This is a genomic window from Candidatus Zixiibacteriota bacterium (assembly GCA_034003725.1).
Taxonomy (GTDB): domain Bacteria; phylum Zixibacteria; class MSB-5A5; order GN15; family FEB-12; genus WJMS01.
In genome coordinates this window covers 277,669-300,852 of record JAVEYB010000004.1, presented here as the reverse complement: position 1 = coordinate 300,852, position 23,184 = coordinate 277,669, and the positions used below count along the sequence as shown (strand labels likewise).

Genomic DNA, 23,184 nt, shown 5'->3' with positions numbered 1-23,184 from the left:
GGTTCGCTTCCACGGCATATCCTGGCTCCTCCTCAACCCAGGATACACCAAAAGTGTAACCAATGTCCTGACAGAACATGTTACCTATCTCATGATACCGTACATCGAAGACGGACCCGCCCTACGGGAACTAACGATGACCCTACGAGAGGAACGTGGGACAAGATCGTGGACTGGGTTGTTAACCTACTATAGCGAGAGTGCTACCATGAACTCTGCGTTTTCAGCCAACAAGAGACTCGTTTGGAGACTGGTGATACTGCTCTGTTTGATTATCTCCGTTTCGACACCATTGCTCGGTTTCGATACGGAGCAACCATCTTCTATGGCCGTGCCACCCCACAGTCACCGTCCAGATAACATGTTTACACCGGATGACGGTTGCGTTCCAGACAGTGCAACGGCCATACGAATAGCGGAAGCGGTCTGGCTGCCGATTTACGGCGAAGGGATATACGATCGCAGGCCGTTCAGCGCTGAGTTAATCCTGGATTCGGTATGGGCAGTTGCAGGCAGTATCCCCGCCAATATGCTTGGTGGCGTGCCATACATTGAGATCCAGAAGAGCGATGGCCGGATTCTGGGAGTTGGTCACGGCGAGTAGGACGCAGTGGCCGCCCCGCCACGCATGGGTCGGAGGGGTGCGTGGTGCACGGGGACGTACACCACGCACTGGTCGGAGGGTTTACGGGCGGGGGCCCGGCGCCGGATGTCAGAAAATGTCAGCAGGGACGGGCAGAGGGCTATTGCTTTTTCGGGCGATAGCCGATAACTTACTGTGCGTGTGTGCTTTTACAACGCGAAAAGGGGACGTCTGACACCATGGGAGAGACTGACCGAAGCGACATGGGCGAGGAGCTATCCCGGGAAGAGCGGGAAGCGATCGAGATTCACAAGTACTACCTTTCCTGTCAGTCCGGCTATGATGTCGGGTTGGAGTATGCGATAGCGCACTGGCTCCAATATCACGCCACGCAATGGCGGCACGAGCGGCTTCAGCAGGACATGACGGCTCAATGGGCGGAGATCCAGAAGCACAAGTGGATTGAGTCCGAAAAGGCGGGAAGGGATTTGGGGGACCACGCGGTAATCGACTGGATTCGCAAGCATGCCGCCGAATGGCGGCGGCTCCGTCGCGACCATCCACCCACGGCACACCCCGGCTGCGGGCCGGCGATGTAGCGGCGGCGCAATCGACGGGTCCATTCGCACCGGGCGGGGTTCTGAAGGACGCGTCATAACCGGAACCAATCGATAAAGGAAAACGGTGGCTGGCCGGACTATTCGGCAATCGACTCGCAGCAGCAGAGGCGACGTTCGCGCGCTACTCGGCGAACTGTCGTCGCTGGTCCGGCAGTTTGACGCGAATTCGGCCAGGCGCAAGAAGGCGATTGTCGAATCGCTCGTACGGACGGCCATAGTTCGACCCGCCGATCTCATTGCCTACCACGACCTGCTTTGTTTTCTCGTAGCCTACCCGGACAACAAAGGTGTGCTTGCGCTTGCCGAGGCGGAACTTCGCGGCATGAGCGCCCGACTGGCGCATTACCGCACGACGACTCGCGACCGCCACGCGCGGAAGCTGGAGAATTCGGGTTTAGTCTACACGACGACAACTCACCCCTACAGTTACGAATTGACGCAGCGCCTGCTGCGCGATCATGCGGTCCGAATCGATATCGACCGCGATGCGGCGGAGAAGGCGATCGAACAGACGCTTCCGGAGTTTCTCGGCGCATTGGTATCGTGGCAGGAGAGCGACGCACTCGATTACGACGAGGAGCGCTCTACCTCGGAGTGGCTGGAGATGGCGCGGAGATCGAAAGCCGGCGGGTATCTCAAGACGATTGTCGATTTGATAGACCGGGCTCCGATCGGGCACCTCGTGAAAAGGCATTTTTTCGACCGTCTGGAGCTCGAGACCGTGTGGAGACTCGAGCGGTCGCGCGCATCGCGGACGCTTCAGCGGGTCCCCTGCGGACGGGTGTTTTATCAGACGGGTCCGTTTGCGCGGCGGTCGGAGGACTTGCCGGGCACGCTTCGGGCGCCGGCAGCGGCGCTGGAGCTTCAGTCGCCGAAGCGGGGGGAGGGTTTGGTGCGCGTGATCAACGAGGTGCTCGCGGTGCGCAACCGGGAGCTGTTCCCGCTGACGCTGGCGAACCCGGGCGAGGTGTACCGATACCGGGCCGGACGGGGGTTGACGATATTCATATTCGGGATGAGAGCGGAAGACCGGCTGCCGATCGAGGCGAATTTTGGGGCGATGCTTGTACGCAACAATCTGCCGATAGGGTACGGAGTCGCGGCGGTGCTGTTCGATCGGGTCGAGATCGCGATAAACGTTTTTCCCGCGTTTCGCGCGGGGGAGTCGGCCTTCACCATCGAGCAGTTTTTCCGGCTGTTTTATCATCATTTCGGGTCGCGCGTCTTTCTCGTACGGAACACGCAGATGGGGTACGGCGAGGACGAGGCGTTGTATTCGGGGGCTTTCTGGTTTTACTACAAGCTCGGATTCCGTGCGCTTGACGCAGGTGTTCGGGCGCTGGCCGAACGCGAGGTGGCTCGACAACGTGCCGACAAGGCGTACCGCACACCGATCGGCACGATGCGGCGGTTGTCGAAGAGCGATGTCGTCCTTTCGGTCGACGGCATATCAGCGGCCGAGTGGAAAGAAGTGTCAATCATCAACCTCGGCTACGCCGTAACGAAGTACTTTGCCGGGCGGTACGACGGCGACCGGCAGCGTGGGCTGGCCGACACGGTCGAGCGGGTGAGGCGCGCCCTCGGGATACGGAGTCTGTCGCGCTGGAGCAGCGACGAGATTACGGCGCTGGAGCGGATGGCGCCGCTCGTGGCGATGATTCCGGATCTTCATCGATGGTCGGCGACGGAGCGATCCGACCTTGCGGGGATAGTGCGCGCGAAGGGTGGGGCGTGCGAACGGCGGTTCGTGCAGCGTTGCAACCGTCACGGACGATTCCGGGAGGCAGTGGGCCGTTTGGCCTCGCGGTCTCCGGATTGAGGATTCAGCTCAGTTCAGCAGATGCGGGGGAGTTGTTCGCCGAGCGGCACATCGATAATCCGGCGCGCGCCGAGGCGAGTTTTCATCGTCACTCGACCGCCGGCGCCGGCCGCAGTCACTTTCCCGACCAGACAAGCGCGTGAACCGATATGGTGCGACCGAAGGGCCTCGAGCGCCATGTCGGCGGCCGACGCGTCCACGATCGCAATCAGCTTTCCCTCGTTGGCGACGTGCAGGGGGTCGATACCGAGCAACTCGCAGGCGGCGGCGACCGGGGGGTCTATCGGTATTGCGGACTCATCGATTTCGATCTGAACGGCCGCACCGGCCGCACATTCGTTGAGGACGGCGGCGACGCCGCCGCGGGTGGGGTCGCGCATGAAGCGGAGGTTGTGTCCGCAGGAGTTGATGAGCGACTGAGTCAGCGGCGTGAGAGGCGCGGTGTCGCTCGTGACGGCGGTTCCAAACGCGAAGCCTTCGCGTTGAGACAGGACCGCGATACCATGGTTGCCGATCGGTCCACTGACGAGTACGACATCACCCTCTCTGACTCGGCCCGGCCCGAGATCGACATTGCGGCCGATCACACCGATGCCGGAGGTATTGACGAATATCTTGTCGGCTTTGCCCCGGTTGACGACTTTGGTGTCGCCGGTGACGATCTGTATGTCGGCGGTCCGCGCGGCGCGTTGCATCGATGAAACGATTCTTTCGAGGTCAGACACGGGGAATCCTTCTTCGATAATCAAGGCGGCGCTGAGGAAACCGGGGAGGGCGCCGCACACCGCGAGGTCGTTGACCGTACCGTTGACGGCGAGATCGCCGATATCGCCGCCGGGGAAGAAGATCGGATCGACAACGAAGGAGTCGGTCGTAAAGGCGAGCCGGGCGCCATCGATATTCAATTCCGCGCTGTCATCAAGGGCAGCCAGGGTCGGGTTGGCGAAGCGGGCCAGGATGACGGTGCGGATGAGGTCGGCAGTCATGCGTCCGCCGCTGCCATGACCGAGCTGGATTGTCGGGCGGGAGTCTGAAGGTCCGGTGGGCGAACCGGGGCTCCCTTGTGTCCTGTCGTTCATGTAATACGCTCCCGGGCGGAGTGGCGGCCACGGCCGTGATACAGGTAGTACGCCGCGCAGGCGCCTTCCGAAGACACCATCGTGGCGCCGAGGGGCGATTCCGGCGTGCATCGAGTTCCGAAGGCGGGGCACTCGAACGGTCTTTTTACTCCGCGCAAAATATCTCCGCTGATGCACGGGGACGGGTCGGCTGTTTCTTCGGGTGAAAGATCATATCGCAGCGCAGTATCAAAGGCGGCGAATTCGGACCGGAGGCGAAGACCGCTGGCCGGGATCGAGCCCAGTCCGCGCCACTCTCGGTCGGCAACTTCAAACACGCGGGTCACGGCATCCTGTGCGTGCGTGTTGCCGGCGGCGCCGACAGCGCGTGCGTACACATTGGTGACGCGGGATTCGCCTGTTTCAAGTTGTTCGACTGCGGACAGGATTCCGGCGAGCAGGTCGACCGGTTCGAACCCGGAAATGACGACGGGAACGCGGAACTCGCGACAGAGCCGATCATACGGTTCTATGCCGGTAACCGTGCAGACATGTCCGGCGGCCAGATAGGCCTGGACCCGGTTACCGGGGAGCTGCAGCAGGGCGGACATGGCCGGCGGTATCAGGACGTGCGCGACAAGTGCGGAGAAGTTGGTGAGGCGGTGTGTGCGGGCCTGCAGGACGGCCATCGCAGTCGCCGGTGCGGTCGTTTCGAATCCGACGGCAAAGAAGACGACGTGGCGATTGGGGCAGGAGCGCGCGAGGGAGATGGCATCGAGCGGCGAGGACACAATCCGGACGTCGGCCCCCTCGGCCCTGAGCGAGAGCAAGTCGGTTGTTGAACCGGGCACGCGAAGCATGTCGCCATAGGACGTGAAGATGACATTCGGCAGTTGGGCGACGTGCATGGCGGCATCGATCGTCGACATCGGGGTGACGCATACCGGACAGCCCGGGCCGTGGACGAGGGTGATCTTGTCGGGCAGAAGCTGGTCGATACCGTTGCGCACGATAGCATGGGTCTGACCGCCGCAGACTTCCATAATGACCGATGGACGGGTGACGGTGGCGCGGATGCGGTCCAGAAGGGCCGCCGCGAGCGCGGGATCGCGAAACTCATCGAGGTACTTCATGAGGGGCGATCCTTCTCTTCCGGGGGCCGGCCGAGGGGATCCAACCCACGCGCGACATTGTGCGCGGCGATTTCACGACAAAGATCGAGGGTCTTGCGAGCTTCGGATTCGTCGAGGACATTAATGGCGAAGCCGGCGTGGACAAGAACGTACTGACCGGGTACCGCATCGGGTACGTACTCAAGGCAGACAGTTTGCGTCGTTCCGTCGTAGTCCACAACTCCCATGAGAAGTCCGTGCGATGATGAGGTCGAGACTATTTTTCCGGGAATGGCCAAGCACATACGTTAAGTCACCTCCGCAGATGTGTATCGAGCGTTCGCGACCGCCACCTGCCCGAGGGCTATGCCGCCATCGTTTGCAGGAACAAGCCGGTGTGTGAGGACCTCAAGGTTCCGGTCGATCAGACGTCCCGCGACGTATTCCTGCAGAAGGCGGTTCTGAAAGACGCCACCGCTGAGAGCGACGCGGTTGATACCGGTGGTATGGGCGGCGCTGATGGCGCAGGCGATTACTTTTTCGGCGAGCCCGACATGGAATCGGCGGGCGAGCCGGCGGGTCGATTCACGGCGCCGAACGCCGTCGACGACATCGTGAATGAGGTCTATGCAGGAGACAGGACCGCGACCTTCGTTACGGGAGGTACTGCAAGAAGCGAATTCAGATTGCAGGAGTGGGTCCGTGCCGGCTGCCATCTCGAGGGCAATGGGCGCCCGAGCTTCGAACGTGTTCTGCATGCAGATCCCGAGAATGGCGGCCACGGCGTCAAACAGCCGTCCGCATCCGGAACTGAGCGGGGTATTGACGCTTCGTTCGATCATCGCAACCACGTGCGCGACGGTTTCCGGCTCAATCGACCAGGCCGGCGAGAGCGCGGTGATATCCTCGAGGGAGAACCCGCTGTGTGCGAGATAGCTGACGGCCATGCGCCAGGGTTGGCGGGCTGCGGTATCGCCACCCGGCATGGGTACAGGAGTCAGCCAGGCATGGCGGTCGAACGAGTGGAAGTCTCCGACGAGGACTTCTCCGCCCCAGGTAGTGCCATCGAGTCCATAGCCGGTTCCATCGAGGATGATGCCGATAGTCGGGTCGGCGACGCCGTTTTCCGCCATGACCGACGCGAGATGGGCATGGTGATGCTGGACCTCGATTACGGGAATGCGATTTTGCGCACGCGCCCAGCGCGAGGACTGATAGTCCGGGTGAAGGTCACAGGCGATCATGCCGGGAGTGAACTGCAGCAGCGCCTGAAGGTGGGCGATCGTTTCCCGGAAGAAATCCAGCGCGGCCGGATTGTCAAGGTCGCCGATGTGCTGGCTCAACACGGCGCCGCGCTCGCGGGCGAGGGCGATCGTGTTTTTGAGATCGGCGCCGCACGCGAGTACAGGGGGCTCTATGGAAATCGGCATAGGAACCGGCGAGGGGACGTAACCTCGGGAGCGACGGATGAGGGCGGGTGTGCCGCGTGTCACACGGACGATAGAGTCATCGCAGCGTTGCAGTATCTCTCGGTCATGCATGAGAAAGAGGTCGGCGATGCCGGCGAGCCGGGCGAGCGCTTCGGCGTTGCCGATCGCGATCGGTTCATCGGAAATGTTCGCGCTGGTCATCACGAGCGCGTGCACGCGGCCGTCGAAGAGCAGATGATGCAGAGGCGTATAGGGCAGCATGACGCCAAGATAGTTGTTGTCGGGGGCGACGGACGGCGCAACCTGCGCCCCATCGAGTCGCTTTCTGAGCAGGACGATGGGACGGCGGGGATTGGTGAGCGTCCCGGCTTCGATGTCCGAGATTGCGCAGAACCGCCGAGCGGTCTCAAGATCGGGCATGAGAAGCGCCAGCGGTTTGTCTTCGCGGGCTTTTCGCGCGCGGAGGCGGCGCACGGCATCGTCGTTACATGCGTCAACGGCAAGGTGAAAACCGCCCAACCCTCGAATAGCGACAACGGCGCCGTTCACTATACAATCGATCGTGTCACCAATCGGATTATCGGAGATGCGCTCTCCCTGACCATCGCGGAGCCACAGCCGTGGACCGCACTCCGGGCAGGAGACCGGCTGTGCGTGGAAGCGGCGGTCGGACGGGTCGTGATATTCCTTTTCGCACGCAGCGCACATGGGAAAGATCTTCATCGACGTGTACGGGCGGTCGTACGGGATCTTATCGATTATCGTATATCGGGGACCGCAGTTGGTGCAGTTGATGAACGGATACCGGAAGCGTCGGTCGCTGGAGTCGTTCATCTCGCGAAGACAGTCGTCGCAGACGGCTATGTCGGGCGAGATCTGTGTGACAGCATCGTGATCCCGTCGAGTGTGCTCAATGGAGAAGTGAAGGTCATTGGCGATCGGGATCGATTCCGTGACTACGCTGTCGATCGACGCCAGCGGGGGAGGCGATGCGGTCAAGTGCGACTCAAACGAGGTGACCGCTTCCCGCGCACCTTCGACTTCGATGTAGACTCCCGACTCATCGTTTCGCACCAGTCCGGTGAGGCCGGACTCCTGCGCCAGTCGGTAGACGAATGGCCGGAAGCCGACGCCCTGAACGGTGCCGCCGATCCGGATGCGACGGCGGATGCGGGTCGATTTTTGTCCGAGAGCGGTCATGCTCGTGTCAGCCGGCGTGCTCATCAATCACGGGCTCCCCGCGTTTTTTTGCGTCCACACGATCGCGCAGCCAGGCATACCAGTTATCGAGGCCGTCGCCGGTTCGGCACGACAGCGACATGATATGCAGGCGGCCGTTGATTGACAGCGCGTTTCTGGTGACGGCCTGAAGGTCGAAGTCCGACAGACCGAGCAAGTCGGTCTTGTTGATGACCATCGCCGAGGAACGCCGAAACATGCCCGGGTATTTCAGCGGCTTGTCGTCGCCTTCGGTGGTGCTGATCAGCACGACCTTCATGTCTTCGCCCAGATCGTAGCTTGACGGGCAAACGAGATTTCCGACGTTTTCGATAAAGAGCAGGTCGGCCTCGTGCAGGTCGATGTTGGCAACGACGTCGAGGACCATGCGTGCGTCGAGGTGACACTTGCCGTTGGTGATGATGGGCCGGACGACGGTGCCGCCCGCCCGGGTGATCCTCCTTGCATCGTTTTCAGTCTGGACGTCGCCGGCGACGACCGCAATCCGCACGGTGTTCCCGATGTCCCGCATCGTTCGTTCGAGCAGGCTCGTTTTGCCGGAGCCCGGTGAACTGACGAGGTTAAGCGTCAGGACCCTGAGTTCGTGCAGGCGGCTGCGCACCTCCGCGGCCAACCGGTCGTTTTCGGAGAGAACCTTCTGCTGTATGTTCAGTCTTTCTTCCATGGTACCGTCTCATTTTCGAGGATGATTCGTGTCGGGGTGGTCGGGTTCGTTGAGAATCACGTGGTCGATTTCCAGTTCATCGCCGTGCAGCATGTGAAGGTCGCCGCTGTTGCATGCCGGGCAGACGAAGAGATAGTCCTCAACGGTGAATGTCTGCCGGCAGGCGTTGCATCGGGTGACGATCGGGACGGATTCTATGCGAAGGGTCGTGTGTTCGAGTCGCGTTCCACGGGAGAGGACGGAGAATCCGAATTCGAGTGCATCGGCGGCGATATCGGTCAGCTCACCGATACGAAGATGGACGGAGGCAATAGCGGCGGACGGTCGCTCGGCAACTGAGGCGAGGACCGAGTCGACAATCGACTTCGCGATCGATAACTCGTGCAAGGCGGCACCTCCGAGACTGCGGCTTTCCGCAATCTGGATGGAAATATACGAGTTTTTCGGAAAACGGCAAGGAGAATGCAAACGGCACGGATTTGCTGTCGGAGGCGTCACGGGCCGGATGCTGATGCGGCCTATCGGACTTGACGCTTGTGGATCCAAGAGTTATGTTCGTTTTCACCGGGTAAAGGAGCGGTGATTGTCCGCGTTCTTGCCGGAGCGTGCGTCGGCCGCTCGTCATGTCGGGCTACAACAAGGGGCAGAGAAAAAGCATCCGAGACGAGACGTGTTGACGGTCGCCGGGCGGGCAAGCTCACGCGAGTCTTTGAACTGTTGCGAAAGATCATCAAACTTATCTGAGGGCACATCAGTGGGGGAATCCAACCACACAGGCGACGTCAAGGTGCTTGTCGTCGACGACGATCGGGACGCACTGAAGACACTGCAGACGCTTCTGTCCTTTGACTACGACGTGATTGCAGTGCCGTCGGGCGGCGAGGCGATTGAGGTTGTCCGAACGGCGGAGCAAATCGCGGTCACGGTCATGGACAAGCGGATGCCGAAAATGGACGGCTTCACGGCGGCCAGAGAGATCCGAAAACTGTCTCCGCTCACGAAGATCATACTCAACTCGGCGTATCTTGGCGATATCAACGCAGACGACGGCGATTTCGTGGAGAGTTTGTTTGCGTGCATCGAGAAGGCGGGTCCGGTCGGCGATTTGATTTGCCACGTGCGCAACGCGGTCGAGATGTATCGCCTCGAGCAGGACAGCGCCCGCCTGCTGGAGATCGCGCAGGGCGCCTACCAGATGATCGGCCGGTCGGAGGTGATGAAGGACGTATTCCGTCTCATCTACCGGGTGGCCCGGTCAGACAACAAGGTGATGATACGGGGAGAATCCGGCACGGGGAAGGAGCTGGTGGCTCGTGCGATTCACAACGCCAGCGATCGCCGCGCCGGCCCGTTCGTTCCGTTTCAGTGCTGGCACAAGTCGCGTGATCTGGTTGAGTCGGAATTGTTCGGGCACGTCAAGTGGGCCTTCACCGATGCGAAGAATCGACGAATCGGACATTTCGAGTATGCCGACCGCGGGACGATATTCCTCGATGAGATCGGCGATCTGGACCTCGGGACGCAGGCAAAACTACTTCGGGTCCTGGATACCGGGGAGTATCAGATGCTGGGGTCGACGGACTGGCACCGCACCAGCGCGAGAGTTATCTGTGCGACAAATCGCAATCTGGAAGAGATGATCGCGCACGGTACGTTTCGGGAAGATCTCTATTTTCGCCTGAAGGTGGTGCAGATCGATGTGCCGCCGCTTCGCGACCGCCGCGAGGACATCCCGCTGCTGGTGGAAGCGTTCGTGGAACGGCAGACGGTCGGCAAGGGTTTGCCGCCGCGGCTGATCGATCCGGAGGCGATGACGGTTTTTACGACGTTCGACTGGCGCGGCAACGTTCGCCAGGTAGATGAGCGAATCAAAGATCTTCTGCTGCATGTCGATTCCGGGGTGATTCTTGCCGAGGATGTTCGTCGCGTGCTGGAGATGAAAGAGCCGGTTGATGATGTTGAAGGGGATGATCCAGGGCTGGCGGAGGCGACCCGGCAGTTTCGCCGCAATCTGGTGCGGTCCGCGCTGGCCCGGTGCGGCAACAACAAAAACGCCGCGGCGCGAGCGCTGAAGGTCGATCCGGCCAACCTTCGCCGGCTCGTGAAGGAGCTGGACATTGCCGACGACTGAGGGGGATTCGAGGGCCGGATAGTCTACTTTTTTGTATGGTTTTCCCTCGGGCGACCATCGTAAATGTTGGGCTTTGTGGGTCCATCTCAGACTTTATATTGCCAATCCCCGGCCAATAGTGTATATATTGCTCCATGCACGGCAGCGGTGTATGGAACAAGCGTTAACAGCGGTATCGGTGTGTGCCCATTGTGGCGATCCCTGCGGCCCGGAGATCTGCGACCAATCCGGCGCCGTGTTTTGTTGTGCCGGCTGTCGGACCGTGTACGAGTTGCTGCACGACAAGGATCTCGGGGAGTACTACCGCCTGGGGGCCCGGCCCGGTTTGAAGCCGGGTGCTTTCTCGCCGGACAGTTCGTACACCTATCTTGACGACGAGTCGGTACTCGACCGGCTGCTTGACTTCCGAAGTGCGTCGGCGGCCCGTATTCATCTGCGCATTCCCCAAATGCACTGCAGTTCGTGCGTGTGGCTCCTGGAGAACCTGCACGCGTTTACGGACGGGCTCGCCGAGACGCGGGTGGATTTCCCACGGCGTACGCTGTCTGTCGTGTTCGACCCGTCGCGCACGAGCCTTCGCCAGCTGGTCGAATTGCTGGCGTCGCTCGGTTACGCGCCCGAAATCACCCTGAAGCAGCTGGACGGGAAACGTCCCGATCGGTCCATGCGCGCGTTGTACGGCCGTGTCGCGCTTGCGGGGTTCTGTTTCGGTAACGTGATGCTGCTGAGTTTTCCGCATTATCTCGGGCTTGAGGCAACGTCCGATCCGCGGTACGTTCGGTATTTCAGCTACCTGACCATCCTGTTGTCGCTGCCGGTTGTGCTGTACAGCAGCGCCGAATTTTTCCGATCGGCGATTCGGGGATGGCGTTACCGGACGGTGACCATGGATGTGCCGATCGCGCTCGGCATCACGATTCTGTTTATCCGTTCGACGTACGACATCCTCGCGCTCGGACAGGCCGGCTACATGGACTCGTTGTGCGGACTGGTCTTTTTCCTTCTGCTGGGTCGGCTGTACCAGCGCAAGACGTACGCGGCGCTGTCGTTCGACAATGATTACCAGACCTATTTCCCGATAGCGGTCCATGTGCGAGACGGGGGGCGGGAGGTCACCCGGTCGCTGGATCAGCTTCGGGCAGGCGACCGCCTGTATATCCGCAACGGGGAACTCATTCCAGCGGACTCGGTGCTGATTCGCGGCGAGGCGCTGATCGACTACAGCTTCGTCACGGGGGAAAGCGAGCCGGTTCGCGTTCGCGCGGGCGAGCGCGTGTATGCGGGGGGGCGTCAGGCGGGACAGCGGCTGGAGCTGGATGTGGTCAAAGAACCGTCGCAGAGCTATCTCATTCAGTTATGGAACGCGCAGGCGTCACCGCCGCTTGCCGACGATCTGACGAGCCTGGCCAACCGCGTGAGTCGCTGGTTCACGCCGGGAATCATCGGCCTGGCGACGGCAACGGGCGTGGCGTGGGCGTTTGTCGATATCGGTACGGCGTTCGACGCCGCGACGGCGGTGCTGGTTATCGCGTGTCCCTGCGCGCTGGCTTTGGCCACGCCATTCACGCTGGGGACGCTGCATCGATGGCTCGGCCGAAACGGTCTGTTTCTGAAGGATCCGGGCGTCATCGAGCGGCTCGCCGATGTCGATCACATCCTGTTCGATAAAACCGGTACCATCACGGTTGCGGGAAGTCGGGAGCCCGAGTACGTGGGAGAACCGCTTGCTGAGACGGAGCGAACGGCGATCGCGCTGCTGGCGAGTCATTCGACACATCCGCTGGCGTCGCCGTTATCCCGGTTGTCGGGCGATGGCAGCAAAAGCGAACTGTCCGGGTTTCGCGAGGTGAGCGGCAGGGGGATTGAAGGGGTGGTCGACGGCCGGACAATCCGTCTCGGGAGTGCGGCCTGGACCGGACACGCAGACGAAGGCGGCAGGGGTGATCTGCTGCCGTCGGAAATGCGCGTCTACGTTGCGATCGACGGGCGTCCGCTCGGCTGGTTCCGGTATACGAGTACTATCAGGGAGGGGCTTCGCGAGATAATCTCGTCGCTGGGGGAACGCTACCGTTTGGGCATGTTGTCCGGCGACACGGAGAGCGAGCGCGCCCGGTTGGCGCCGATTTTCGGCGAAGGGGTGGAGCTTCGATTCCGCCAGTCGCCGCATGACAAACGCGATTATATCGAGAAGCTCACGGCTCGGGGAGCGAAGACGCTGATGGTGGGGGACGGTTTGAACGACGCCGGTGCACTGAGCGTCGCCCAGGTTGGAATTGCCGTGACCGAGGACGACGCGGCTTTCTCGCCGGCATCGGACGGTATCGTGAGGGCCAACGCGCTGCCCCGGCTGCCGTCGGCACTTCGGCTCGCCCGGCGGAGTGTCGGCGTGATAAAGGTGTGTTTTGGCGTTTCGCTTCTGTACAACGCGATCGGGTTGTATTTCGCGGTACAGGGTCTGTTGTCGCCGGTGCTCGCGGCGATCCTGATGCCGGTGAGTTCGGTGACGGTCGTGGCGCTCTCGACGGTCGCGATCAGCAGGATGGCGCGCAGGGAGGGGTTGGCGTAACGATGGACGTCATGTACGTATTGATCGGGTTTTCGCTGGTGGTCGCGCTGGGGTTTCTGGCGGCCTTTTTCTGGGCGGTCCGGAGCGGGCAGTTCGACGACGTGTTCACGCCGGCGATCCGGATGCTGTTTGAACATCAGAGAACAAAAAAGAAAGAACATAGAGAATCGTGACGGAGGAACGGTATGGCGGTTGAGTCATTTTCGTATGACAACAGGATCGTCCGCAATTTCGCCATTGCAACGGCCGTGTGGGGGGCGGTCGGGATGCTGGTGGGGTTGCTCGCCGCATTGCAGTTGTTTTTGCCGGAGTTGAATTTCGGGATCGGGCATACGACGTTCAGCCGGATCCGCCCGGTCCATACGAACGGCGTGATATTCGCCTTTGTGGGCAACGGCATATTCATGGGCGTGTACTATTCGCTGCAGCGGCTGTGCAAGGCACGGATGTACAGCGATACGCTCAGCGCGATCAATTTCTGGGGGTGGCAGCTGATAATCCTGGCCGCCGTGCTGACGCTGACCTCGGGCTACACGACCGGCAAGGAGTACGCGGAACTGGAATGGCCGATCGATATCGCGATTGCGATCGTGTGGATCGTGTTCGGATGGAACATGATCGGCACGATCATGCGGCGCCGGGAGCGGCATATGTATGTCGCGATCTGGTTTTACATCGCGACGTTCGTGACGGTGACAGTCCTGCATGTGGTCAATTCGATTGAATTACCGGTGACGTTTCTCAAGAGTTACCCGGTCTATGCCGGCGTGCAGGATGCGCTCGTGCAGTGGTGGTACGGGCACAACGCGGTGGCGTTCTTCCTGACCACGCCGTATCTGGGGTTGATGTATTACTTTTTGCCGAAGGCGGCCAACCGGCCGGTCTTCTCGTACCGGTTGTCGATCGTGCACTTCTGGTCGCTCATTTTCATCTACATATGGGCCGGTCCGCATCATCTGTTGTATTCCTCGCTGCCGGACTGGGCGCAGTCGCTGGGGATGGTGTTTTCGCTGATGTTGATCGCTCCGTCGTGGGGCGGAATGCTCAACGGTCTGCTGACGCTTCGAGGCGCCTGGGACAAGGTGCGCGACGATCCCGTGTTGAAGTTCATGGTGGTGGCGGTGACGGCATACGGGATGGCGACGTTTGAGGGGCCGATGCTGTCGATCAAGTCGGTCAACGCCATTTCTCATTTCACCGACTGGACGATTGCCCATGTCCATGTCGGCGCGCTGGGGTGGAACGGCTTTTTGACCTTTGGGATTCTCTACTGGCTGATACCGAAGCTGTACCGGACACAGTTGTTTTCCCGGAAGCTGGCCGAATATCACTTCTGGATAGGTTTTCTGGGGATTCTGTTGTACGCGGTGCCGCTGTATTTCGCCGGCATCACCCAGAGCCTGATGTGGAAGCAGTTCACGGCCGACGGCGTGCTGCAGTACGGCAACTTTCTCGAGACGGTGCTGCAGATCGTCCCGATGTACGTCACCAGGGCGGTCGGCGGCGGTTTGTACTTGATCGGTGTGCTGTTGATGGCGTACAACCTTCGCATGACGGTCAAGCAGGGATCGCTGCTGCAGAATGAAGAGGCGCAGGCGCCCGCACTGGTCGATCTGACGCATGAAGAAGAAGGACATCCGTACCGGCATCGCTGGTTGGAGCGCAAGCCGGTCCAGTTTACGATCCTGTCGCTGATCGCGATCCTGATCGGCGGGATTATCGAATTTGTTCCGACGTTCCTGGTCAAGTCGAACATTCCGACGATTGCGAGCGTGCGACCGTACACGCCGCTCGAGCTGGAGGGGCGGGACATTTATGTCGCCGAGGGTTGCTACAATTGCCACTCCCAAATGGTGCGGCCCTTCCGCTCCGAGACCGAACGGTACGGCGAATATTCAAAAGCGGGCGAATATGTGTACGATCATCCGTTCCAGTGGGGATCCAAGCGGACCGGGCCGGACCTGCACCGGGTGGGCGGCAAGTACCCGGACGCCTGGCATTACAATCACATGATCGACCCGACATCGACGTCGTACGGATCGCTGATGCCGCCGTTCCCGTGGCTGGCGACCGATATGATCGACGTGCGTGTCATACCGTCGAAGATACGGGTGATGCAGCAACTGGGCGTGCCGTATCCCGAGGGGTACGACGCCGACGCGATCGATGATTTGAACCGGCAGGCGGAGACGATTGCCGAGGGGATCGTGACGGCGCTTCGAAGCCAGGATCCCGATATAACGGTGGACAGGCACGCGAAGATTGTCGCCTTGATTGCCTACCTGCAGCGTCTCGGCACGGATATCAAGGCGCAGTCCGCCGCACAGGCGGGGATGTAGGAGGGCGCGATGTATAAAGACGTTTTGCAGTCGATAGCGGGCGTGGAGCAGTATCCTGTTGTGGCGCTGGTCCTGTTCCTTGCGGCGGCTGTCATGATCGGTATCCGGGTAGTCCGTCTGCGTAAGGAAGACATTGCTTTTTTCAGCAGGCTGCCGCTGGAGGACGGGACGGAGCGCACCGGTGATCACACTGAACAGGCAGGGAGTAAGTAGTCATGGCTGAACATGTCGACGGGCTGCTGGATCACGAGTACGACGGGATCAGGGAATTGGACAACAATCTCCCGCGCTGGTGGCTGGGGTTGTTTTACCTGACAATCGTTTATGCCGTGCTTTACATGCTGTATTACCACGTTACGGGAATCGGGTATTCGCAGGCGGAGCAGTATCTGGCCGAGGTCGATCCCACGTTCGTGCGGATTTCATCGGCGGACAGTCGCGTGCTGGGGGTGTTGCCGGAGTACCGTTCGCCGTGGTTCGCTCCGCGACGGGACCAGACGCCGTACCGCGCGCTTTTCGCCTCGGGCGAAGTCAAGCCGTATGTCGAGTTGACGCCGGAGACGGACACCACGCAGTACGTTGCGTTGACGGAGCCGGAGCGTCTGGCCGCCGGCCAGGTGATTTACACGCGCAACTGCGCCCAGTGTCACGGTGCGCGGGGGGAAGGAGGAATAGGGCCGAACCTCACCGACGACTACTGGCTGCACGGCGGGACCTTCTCCGGCATCACCAAGTCGGTCATCTACGGATGGCCGTCGCAAGGCATGATTGCATGGCGCGGGCAGTTGAGCCCGGACCAGATTCTCGAAGTGGCAAGTTTCGTGCAGTCGTTGCGTGGTACGACTCCACCGAATCCGAAGCCGCCGCAGGGCGAATTGATCGTACAGTAAGCGAGGCGGGATGGTGCAGCATTCAACCGAACAGAACAGTTTTCGGGACACGATCGCGACCGCGGAGAAGTCCGGGCGACGTATCTGGATATTCCCCGCAAAGCCGAAAGGGCGGCTGTATTCGGCTCGGACGGTCGTCGCGGTGTTTCTGCTGGCGTTTCTGTTCGGCGCTCCGTTTGTCAGGGTTAACGGTGAACCGCTGGTTCTTCTGAACGTCCTCGATCGCAAGTTCATCATTTTCGGCCTGGTCTTCTGGCCGCAGGACTTTTACCTGTTCGGGCTCGCACTCATTACGTTCCTCGTGTTTGTCGTCCTGTTCACGGCGGTGTTCGGTCGGTTGTTCTGCGGGTGGATCTGTCCCCAGACGGTGTTTCTCGAAATGGTCTTTCGCCGGATCGAGTACTGGATCGAAGGCGGGCCCGCCCGACAGCGCAAGCTGGCGGCGCAGGCATGGAATACCGAGAAGGTTTTCAAGCGTAGTGTCAAGGCCGTGCTGTTTTTCGGCATTTCGTTTCTGATCGGCAACACTTTCCTCGCATACATCATAGGAACGGATCAATTGTTTCGGATCGTGACAGCTTCCCCGACCGAGCACTTGGCCGGGTTTGTGGCGGTGTTGTCTTTCAGTTTCTTGTTCTACTTCGTGTTTGCGTGGTTCCGCGAGCAGGCCTGCACGCTGGTGTGTCCGTACGGGCGGCTCCAGGGTGTGCTGATCGACGCCAACTCCATCGTGGTCGCGTATGACCGCACGCGAGGCGAGCCGCGCGCCCCGATGGAACGCGGATCGCGCGCAGCCGAGCTCGGCGACTGCGTCGACTGCCTGGCCTGCGTGCACGTCTGTCCGACCGGTATTGACATTCGCAACGGCACGCAGCTCGAGTGTGTCAACTGCACGGCCTGTATCGATGCGTGCAATCGGACGATGCGTAAGGTGGGGCTTCCCGAGGGGCTGATACGGTACTCGTCGGAGGCGGCAATCACCCACGGTCGGCGATTCCGCATTACCGGACGAGTCGCCCTGTACACGGTGGTGTTTGTCCTGCTGTCGTCACTGCTGACATACCTTCTGGTGACCCGTTCCTCGGTGGAGACCACGGTGCTTCGAACACCGGGGTCGATGTATACGGAGACCGAGGACGGCAGGATACGCAACCTGTATACGGTGAAGATTATCAATAAGTCATTCGAGCGCGTGCCGGTGGAGCTGCGCGCGGCCGCGCCGCGCTCGGCGACTGTACAGATGGTGGGTACGGGGCTGGTGGTGGAGCCCGACGGCATGGTGGAGTCGGCCTTTTTTGTCGATATCCCACGCGACCAGATTTTCAGTCAATCGACCCTTGTCACGATCGAGGTGTACTCGGCGGGCGAAGTGGTAGAAACCGTTCGTACGTCGTTTATGGGGCCGGGAAGGAGAGCTGAGCCGTGAGCAAACAAAACGTCAACGCCGGCTGGGGTACCGGCGTGTGGGCTTTGTACGGCGTGTTTGTGGTATTCGTGCTGGCGCTGGTGGTGTTTGCTTCGGTTCAGAGCATGGATCTCGTAGAACCGGATTACTACCAGAAGGGGCAGCGCTACCAACAGCGGATAGACCGCATGAACCGGGCAGAGAGTCTCGAGAAGTCGCCGACGATACTATACGAACGCCTCCAGCAGCAGATCACGGTGACATTCCCCGCGTCCGACGCGGCCGTGCCCGGCGGGACAATTACGCTATTCCGGCCGTCGGACGCCGGCAAGGATGTGGTCGTTCCGATTCAAACCGACGAGAGGTCTCGGCAGTATGTGTCGACCGCGAGCCTGGCGCGGGGGCTGTGGCGGGTGAAGGTGGAGTGGCGCCTGGGTGATGCGGACTATTACCATGAAAACGTTGTGTTTGTCGATTAGGTAAGGAGTGACGGTGGAACTGTGGACGGCATTGGTGATCGGGTTGGCGGGTAGCCTGCATTGTGTCGGGATGTGCGGCCCAATCGTGCTGGCGTTGCCCGCAGCCGAGGATTCCGTACTCCGGAACGCGCTCGGACGACTGGGTTACAATCTCGGCCGGGTGCTTACGTATTCGTTTCTGGGGCTGCTGTGCGGATTTGTCGGAAAAACGGTCCGGATGGCGGGGTATCAGCAGGTCCTGTCGATTGTCCTGGGAGTCGTTTTGCTCCTGGCGGTGGTTTTGCCATCGAAGTACGGTCAGTACCTGACCGGGGCGCGTCTGCACGGCGTCATTCTCGGCACCTTTCGGCGATTGTGGCGGGCGCTGCAGGCACGCCGATCGGTGGTCGCGCTGTTCGGGATCGGGGTGCTGAACGGGTTTCTTCCGTGCGGACTGGTATACGTGGCGCTGGCCGGAGCGCTGGCGACCGCGGCGCCGCTGAAGAGCGCGGCGTATATGGCGATGTTCGGACTGGGGACCATTCCGGCGCTGCTGGCGACGGCGATCTTCGGCACGCTGATCGGCGTGTCAATCAAGCGCCGGTTATACAAGCTGGTCCCGGCGGGGATCGTGGTGCTGGCGGCGTTGTTTATCCTGCGCGGACTGTCGCTGGGGATTCCCATGATCAGTCCGAAGATGGTGGCGACGCCGGAGCACGAGGTCACGATGGAGTGCTGTCACCCGTCGCAGCCGGCGGCGGATTCGTCGGGTCAGTGAGATCCGGACACGGCCGGCGGCATGCGGCCGACTGCGCCGATCCGTCCGGCGGTTAATAGTCAATGTGGACCGATAAATTCTTTCTTGTGCCCCGGTCAGGCGCGATGGTATGTTGTGCGGGTCAGGCCGGAGAAGCACACACGAAAGCGTCCGTATGGAACACGTCACTGTCCTGTTGAACAAAATATCGGAAGGCAACGAATCGGCGGTGAATACGCTTTTGCCGCTGGTGTACGACGAGCTTCGCAAGCTGGCGCAGTGGCAGTTGCGGGGGGAGCGGTCGGATCACACGCTCAACGCGACGGCTATCGTCCACGAGGCGTATCTCAAGCTGGTCGACCAGCGGAACGTCACGTGGCAGAACCGGGCACATTTTATGGCGATTGCGGCGCAGGCGATGCGGCGCATCCTGATCGACTATGCCCGGACCCGGCAGGCCGAAAAGCGCGGCGGGGGACAGCCGGTGGTCACCCTCAATGAAGAACTGATGCAGCGCGAGGCGAGGGCGGAGGAGCTGATTCTGCTCGACCAGGCGCTCGACAAACTGCGCGAACACGACGAACGTCAGAGCAAGGTTGTCGAGTATCATTTCTTCGCAGGCCTGACGCACGAAGAGGTGGCCGAGGTGCTGAAAGTGTCGGTGGCGACCGTGCGTCGCGACTGGCGCCTCGCGCGCGCCTGGTTGAGCGTGCAGTTGGGCGAGGGGTGACCCGGGCGGTGTCCATTCGGTTGCACCATGCGAGCACGCGGCCGGACGTATCAATATGACCATGCCGGCATCTGACGCACAGTCTGACGCGATCCGCGGCGTGCCGCGGCAGTTCAAGTACTACGACTTCATCATGGCGGTCTTCGTGACCGTCCTGCTGTCCGCGAACCTGATCGGTCCGTCGAAAATCTGGTCGTTTTACGGATTCGATTTCGGCGCGGGTATTCTCTTTTTCCCGATCAGCTATGTGTTCGGCGACGTTCTCACCGAAGTGTACGGGTATGCGCGCGCCCGCAAAGTCGTGTGGGCGGGATTCGGCGCGCTGGTGTTTGCGTCGGCGATGTCGTGGGTGGTGTTGTCGCTGCCGGCGGCCGAGGACTGGCCCCACCAGCAGGCGCTGGAGACGGTATTCAAAACCACGCCCCGGATCGTGCTGGCATCGATCCTCGCATACTGGGTGGGGGAGTTCGCGAATTCGTATGTGATGGCGAAGATGAAAGTTCTCACCAGGGGGAGATTTCTCTGGGTACGAACGATCGGTTCGACCGTGGTCGGCACGGGGATAGACTCGGCGATTTTCTATCCGGTCGCGTTCCTGGGAGTGTGGAGCAATGAGCAGGTGATCGGTGTGATGCTCGGCAATTACGCGCTGAAGGTATTGTGGGAAGCGGTCGCGACGCCGTTGACGTACCGGGTCGTGGCGTTTCTCAAACGGGCGGAGCGCGAGGATTACTTCGATTACGATACCGATTTCACGCCGTTTTCGATTCGGACGTAGGGGATGACATCGGGATACGGGCGGGAAGCGTAGACAATCGGCACTATTTTGTTGACATCGGGCGGGAGAAAAGTTATATAATCTCCAACAAACTCTTTTTTTGCGAGGGCTTGTGAAATAAATCACAATATCTGCCTATGAAGACCAAGCCGACAGTTTCAATCCTCGCGGCCGGTGAGTTTCCGAAGCTCTTCGACGTCCTCCACGAGTTGGGATACCAGATTATCGGGCCGACGGTTCGAGACAACGCGGTTGTTTACGAGCCGATCGACACGGCAGACGAATTGCCGGAAGGGTGGACGGACGAGCAGAGTAACGGCCGTTACCGGCTGACCCACGGGAAGCGTAAGTCGTATTTTGGGTACGTGCACGGTCCGTTCAGTTGGAAGACGTACCTGTACCCGCCGTCACGACCGCTGTACCGGGCCCAGCGGGAGGGGAACCGATTTGATATTGCAGCCGAGAACGGGGGAGCGCCGAAGCAGGCGTTTCTGGGGGTGCGCTCCTGCGAGCTGGCGGCGATTCGCATTCAGGACCGCGTTTTGCTGAAAGGACCGTTTGTCGATACGGCATATCGCGAGCGTCGGCAAAACGCGCTCATCATTGCGGTTAATTGCACCCGTGCCGGTGGCACGTGTTTTTGCGCGTCGATGAAGACGGGGCCGCGGGTGAGCGACGGGTATGATTTGGCGCTGACCGAGTTTGCGGAGGGAAAGCAGCATTATTTCGTCATGGAGAGCGGTTCCGAGCAGGGTTCGGCGCTGCTGAGTCGTTTGCCGGTGTCGCCGGCGAGTGCGGAGCAGATTGCGGATGTCGCCAAGGCGGTCGATAAGGCGACCCGGCAGATGGGGCGGACCCTTGATGTCGAGGGGTTGAAGGAGTCTCTGTACAAGGGCTTCGACAGCACCCAGTGGGAGAAGGTGGCGGGTCGCTGTCTGACGTGCGGGAACTGCACGCTGGTGTGTCCAACCTGTTTTTGCGTTACGGTAGAAGAGGGCACGGCGCTGACGGGGGAACAGGCATTCCGGGTGCGTCGCTGGGACTCGTGTTTCACGGCAGACTTTTCCTATATCCACGGCGGCAGTATCCGTGCCAGCGACTATTCCCGGTATCGCCAGTGGCTGATGCACAAGCTGGCCTACTGGCAGGACCAGTTCGGGGAGATCGGCTGTGTCGGATGCGGGCGCTGCATCACCTGGTGTCCGGTGGGGATCGACCTTACCGAAGAGGCGCGCGCGGTGCAGACGCAGCGCTAAGGTGTCGGCAAACCGAAAGATAAGGATGACGAGTATGGAGAATCTGGAGCGAATCCTGCAGGAACATCCGTTCCTCGAGGGACTCGAAAAACGGCATCTCTCGCTGCTGGTCGGGTGCGCGTCGAACGTCGTATTCAAAGAGGGGCAGTGGGTATTTCGAGAAGGCGAGCCGGCGGATAATTTCTATTTCATTCGTGAGGGCCGGGTGCACGTGCAGACACACGCCCCGCATACCGGGCCGGTGATCATTCGGTCCCGTGAGGCCGGGGAGATTTTCGGCTGGTCCTGGCTGGTTCCGCCGTACAAGTGGCACTTTGACGCCCGGGCGGTCGAGTTGACGCGGGCGATAGCGCTCGACGGCAAGTGTCTGCGCACGAAGTGTGAGGAAGATCACGATCTCGGCTATGAAATCATGAAGCGGTTTGCGCTGGTCATCGCCGAGCGACTGGAAGCTACCCGACTGCAACTGCTGGATGTATATGGCAACCAAAACAAAAAGTGAACTGCCGGCCCTGCACGGTGACGCGGATCCGATGCTGACGCGGCCGTTTCTTATCCGGCGATTCTATACGGAGTCGCACGACACGTTTTCGCTGGAGCTGGAGCCGCTCGGCGGGGACCGGGAATTCCGTTTTGCCCCCGGGCAGTTCAACATGTTGTACGTGTACGGGGTCGGCGAGGTCCCGATTTCGATATCGGGAGATCCAACGAAACCCCGGGCGCTCGTTCACACGACGCGCGAGGTGGGGACGGTAACGCGGGCGATGCGCCAGTTGAGGGCCGGCGAGACCATCGGCGTGCGAGGACCGTACGGCTCAAGCTGGCCGGTGGATGAGGCGAAGGGGCGCGATGTCGTTCTGGTGACCGGCGGGATCGGGCTGGCACCGCTTCGCCCGGTCATTTATTACCTCCTTGCCAACCGGGAGAAGTACGAGAAAGTGGTGTTGTTGTACGGCGCCCGGACGCCGGAGGATATCCTGTTCCGCAAGGATCTCGAGCACTGGCGTTCGCGGTTCGACGTTGAAACACACCTGACGGTGGACCGGGCGTCCGGTTCATGGCGGGGCAACGTGGGCGTGGTGACCCAGTTGATCAAGCGGTCGCCGTTCGATCCGCTGCATTGTCTTGCGATGGTGTGCGGCCCGGAGATCATGATGCGTTTCACGGTCAGCGAGTTCGAGAAGCGCGGCGTGACGGCGGACTGCATGTACCTGTCGATGGAGCGTAACATGAAATGCGGAATCGGCCTGTGCGGCCATTGCCAGATAGGTCCGACGTTCGTGTGCAAGGACGGGCCGGTGTATCGCTACGACCGCCTCGCTGACATCTTCATCAAGAGGGAGATGTAA

General features: G+C 60.8%; 23 protein-coding genes. 17 read left to right on the top strand and 6 right to left on the bottom strand.

From position 1 onward, the window contains the following. From RBT76_07350 to RBT76_07340, 3 genes are all read left to right on the top strand, one after another. On the top strand, window positions 1-604 hold a 604-nt coding region (locus RBT76_07350; GenBank protein MDX9857587.1), incomplete at its 5' end, for a YbbC/YhhH family protein. Between the two features lie 218 nt (window positions 605-822). After that, on the top strand, window positions 823-1,182 hold the full coding sequence (locus RBT76_07345) for a hypothetical protein (protein ID MDX9857586.1): 360 nt from the start codon (window positions 823-825) through the stop codon (window positions 1,180-1,182). Window positions 1,183-1,267: 85 nt separating this feature from the next. After that, the gene (locus RBT76_07340; GenBank protein MDX9857585.1) at window positions 1,268-3,022 is read left to right on the top strand and encodes a hypothetical protein; all 1,755 of its coding nucleotides are present in this window, start codon (window positions 1,268-1,270) and stop codon (window positions 3,020-3,022) included. A gap of 14 nt (window positions 3,023-3,036) precedes the next feature. On the opposite strand, the gene hypE is transcribed toward RBT76_07340, so the two are convergent. The 6 genes from hypE to RBT76_07310 are packed head-to-tail and all read right to left on the bottom strand — an operon-like array spanning window position 3,037 to window position 8,912. After that, window positions 3,037-4,101: a hydrogenase expression/formation protein HypE gene (gene hypE, locus RBT76_07335; GenBank protein MDX9857584.1), complete on the bottom strand. Its 1,065-nt coding sequence runs from the start codon at window positions 4,099-4,101 to the stop codon at window positions 3,037-3,039. Beyond that, window positions 4,098-5,213, bottom strand: a complete 1,116-nt coding sequence (hypD, locus tag RBT76_07330; GenBank protein MDX9857583.1) for a hydrogenase formation protein HypD — start codon at window positions 5,211-5,213, stop codon at window positions 4,098-4,100. Before hypD ends, hypE begins: the two co-directional genes overlap by 4 nt. Next, on the bottom strand, window positions 5,210-5,497 hold the full coding sequence (locus RBT76_07325) for a HypC/HybG/HupF family hydrogenase formation chaperone (protein MDX9857582.1): 288 nt from the start codon (window positions 5,495-5,497) through the stop codon (window positions 5,210-5,212). The genes hypD and RBT76_07325 overlap by 4 nt, the downstream gene beginning before the upstream one ends. 3 nt (window positions 5,498-5,500) lie before the next feature. Continuing rightward, window positions 5,501-7,846 (bottom strand): carbamoyltransferase HypF, encoded by a 2,346-nt coding sequence (gene hypF / locus RBT76_07320; GenBank protein ID MDX9857581.1) that lies wholly within the window; start codon window positions 7,844-7,846, stop codon window positions 5,501-5,503. Continuing rightward, window positions 7,830-8,525 (bottom strand): hydrogenase nickel incorporation protein HypB, encoded by a 696-nt coding sequence (gene hypB / locus RBT76_07315; GenBank protein MDX9857580.1) that lies wholly within the window; start codon window positions 8,523-8,525, stop codon window positions 7,830-7,832. Before hypB ends, hypF begins: the two co-directional genes overlap by 17 nt. A gap of 9 nt (window positions 8,526-8,534) precedes the next feature. Next, window positions 8,535-8,912: a hydrogenase maturation nickel metallochaperone HypA gene (locus RBT76_07310; protein MDX9857579.1), complete on the bottom strand. Its 378-nt coding sequence runs from the start codon at window positions 8,910-8,912 to the stop codon at window positions 8,535-8,537. A gap of 367 nt (window positions 8,913-9,279) precedes the next feature. On the opposite strand from RBT76_07310, the gene RBT76_07305 reads away from it, so the two are divergent. From RBT76_07305 to RBT76_07240, 14 genes are all read left to right on the top strand, one after another. Beyond that, window positions 9,280-10,656, top strand: a complete 1,377-nt coding sequence (locus RBT76_07305; GenBank protein ID MDX9857578.1) for a sigma-54 dependent transcriptional regulator — start codon at window positions 9,280-9,282, stop codon at window positions 10,654-10,656. Between the two features lie 151 nt (window positions 10,657-10,807). Next, window positions 10,808-13,222, top strand: coding sequence for a heavy metal translocating P-type ATPase (locus RBT76_07300; protein ID MDX9857577.1), 2,415 nt, complete (start codon window positions 10,808-10,810; stop codon window positions 13,220-13,222). 2 nt (window positions 13,223-13,224) lie between these two features. Further along, the gene (ccoS, locus tag RBT76_07295; GenBank protein MDX9857576.1) at window positions 13,225-13,395 is read left to right on the top strand and encodes a cbb3-type cytochrome oxidase assembly protein CcoS; all 171 of its coding nucleotides are present in this window, start codon (window positions 13,225-13,227) and stop codon (window positions 13,393-13,395) included. Window positions 13,396-13,407: 12 nt separating this feature from the next. After that, window positions 13,408-15,561: a cytochrome-c oxidase, cbb3-type subunit I gene (ccoN, locus tag RBT76_07290; protein ID MDX9857575.1), complete on the top strand. Its 2,154-nt coding sequence runs from the start codon at window positions 13,408-13,410 to the stop codon at window positions 15,559-15,561. Window positions 15,562-15,570: 9 nt separating this feature from the next. Beyond that, window positions 15,571-15,774 carry a cbb3-type cytochrome c oxidase subunit 3 gene (locus tag RBT76_07285; GenBank protein MDX9857574.1) on the top strand — a complete coding sequence of 68 codons (204 nt, stop codon included), beginning with the start codon at window positions 15,571-15,573 and terminating at the stop codon, window positions 15,772-15,774. 2 nt (window positions 15,775-15,776) lie between these two features. Further along, on the top strand, window positions 15,777-16,451 hold the full coding sequence (locus tag RBT76_07280; GenBank protein ID MDX9857573.1) for a cbb3-type cytochrome c oxidase N-terminal domain-containing protein: 675 nt from the start codon (window positions 15,777-15,779) through the stop codon (window positions 16,449-16,451). Between the two features lie 10 nt (window positions 16,452-16,461). Next, window positions 16,462-17,877 carry a cytochrome c oxidase accessory protein CcoG gene (gene ccoG / locus RBT76_07275; GenBank protein ID MDX9857572.1) on the top strand — a complete coding sequence of 472 codons (1,416 nt, stop codon included), beginning with the start codon at window positions 16,462-16,464 and terminating at the stop codon, window positions 17,875-17,877. Next, on the top strand, window positions 17,874-18,335 hold the full coding sequence (locus tag RBT76_07270; protein ID MDX9857571.1) for a FixH family protein: 462 nt from the start codon (window positions 17,874-17,876) through the stop codon (window positions 18,333-18,335). The genes ccoG and RBT76_07270 overlap by 4 nt, the downstream gene beginning before the upstream one ends. A 13-nt stretch (window positions 18,336-18,348) precedes the next feature. Further along, window positions 18,349-19,092, top strand: a complete 744-nt coding sequence (locus RBT76_07265; GenBank protein ID MDX9857570.1) for a sulfite exporter TauE/SafE family protein — start codon at window positions 18,349-18,351, stop codon at window positions 19,090-19,092. Between the two features lie 154 nt (window positions 19,093-19,246). After that, window positions 19,247-19,801 (top strand): sigma-70 family RNA polymerase sigma factor, encoded by a 555-nt coding sequence (locus tag RBT76_07260; GenBank protein MDX9857569.1) that lies wholly within the window; start codon window positions 19,247-19,249, stop codon window positions 19,799-19,801. A gap of 61 nt (window positions 19,802-19,862) precedes the next feature. Beyond that, a complete protein-coding gene (locus RBT76_07255; GenBank protein MDX9857568.1) occupies window positions 19,863-20,579 on the top strand; it encodes a queuosine precursor transporter in 717 nt (238 codons plus the stop codon). Between the two features lie 137 nt (window positions 20,580-20,716). Then, window positions 20,717-21,835 (top strand): 4Fe-4S dicluster domain-containing protein, encoded by a 1,119-nt coding sequence (locus tag RBT76_07250; protein MDX9857567.1) that lies wholly within the window; start codon window positions 20,717-20,719, stop codon window positions 21,833-21,835. Window positions 21,836-21,869: 34 nt separating this feature from the next. Beyond that, entirely contained in the window at window positions 21,870-22,337 is a 468-nt protein-coding gene (locus tag RBT76_07245; GenBank protein ID MDX9857566.1) for a cyclic nucleotide-binding domain-containing protein, read from the top strand. Further along, a complete protein-coding gene (locus RBT76_07240; protein ID MDX9857565.1) occupies window positions 22,315-23,184 on the top strand; it encodes an FAD/NAD(P)-binding protein in 870 nt (289 codons plus the stop codon). Before RBT76_07245 ends, RBT76_07240 begins: the two co-directional genes overlap by 23 nt.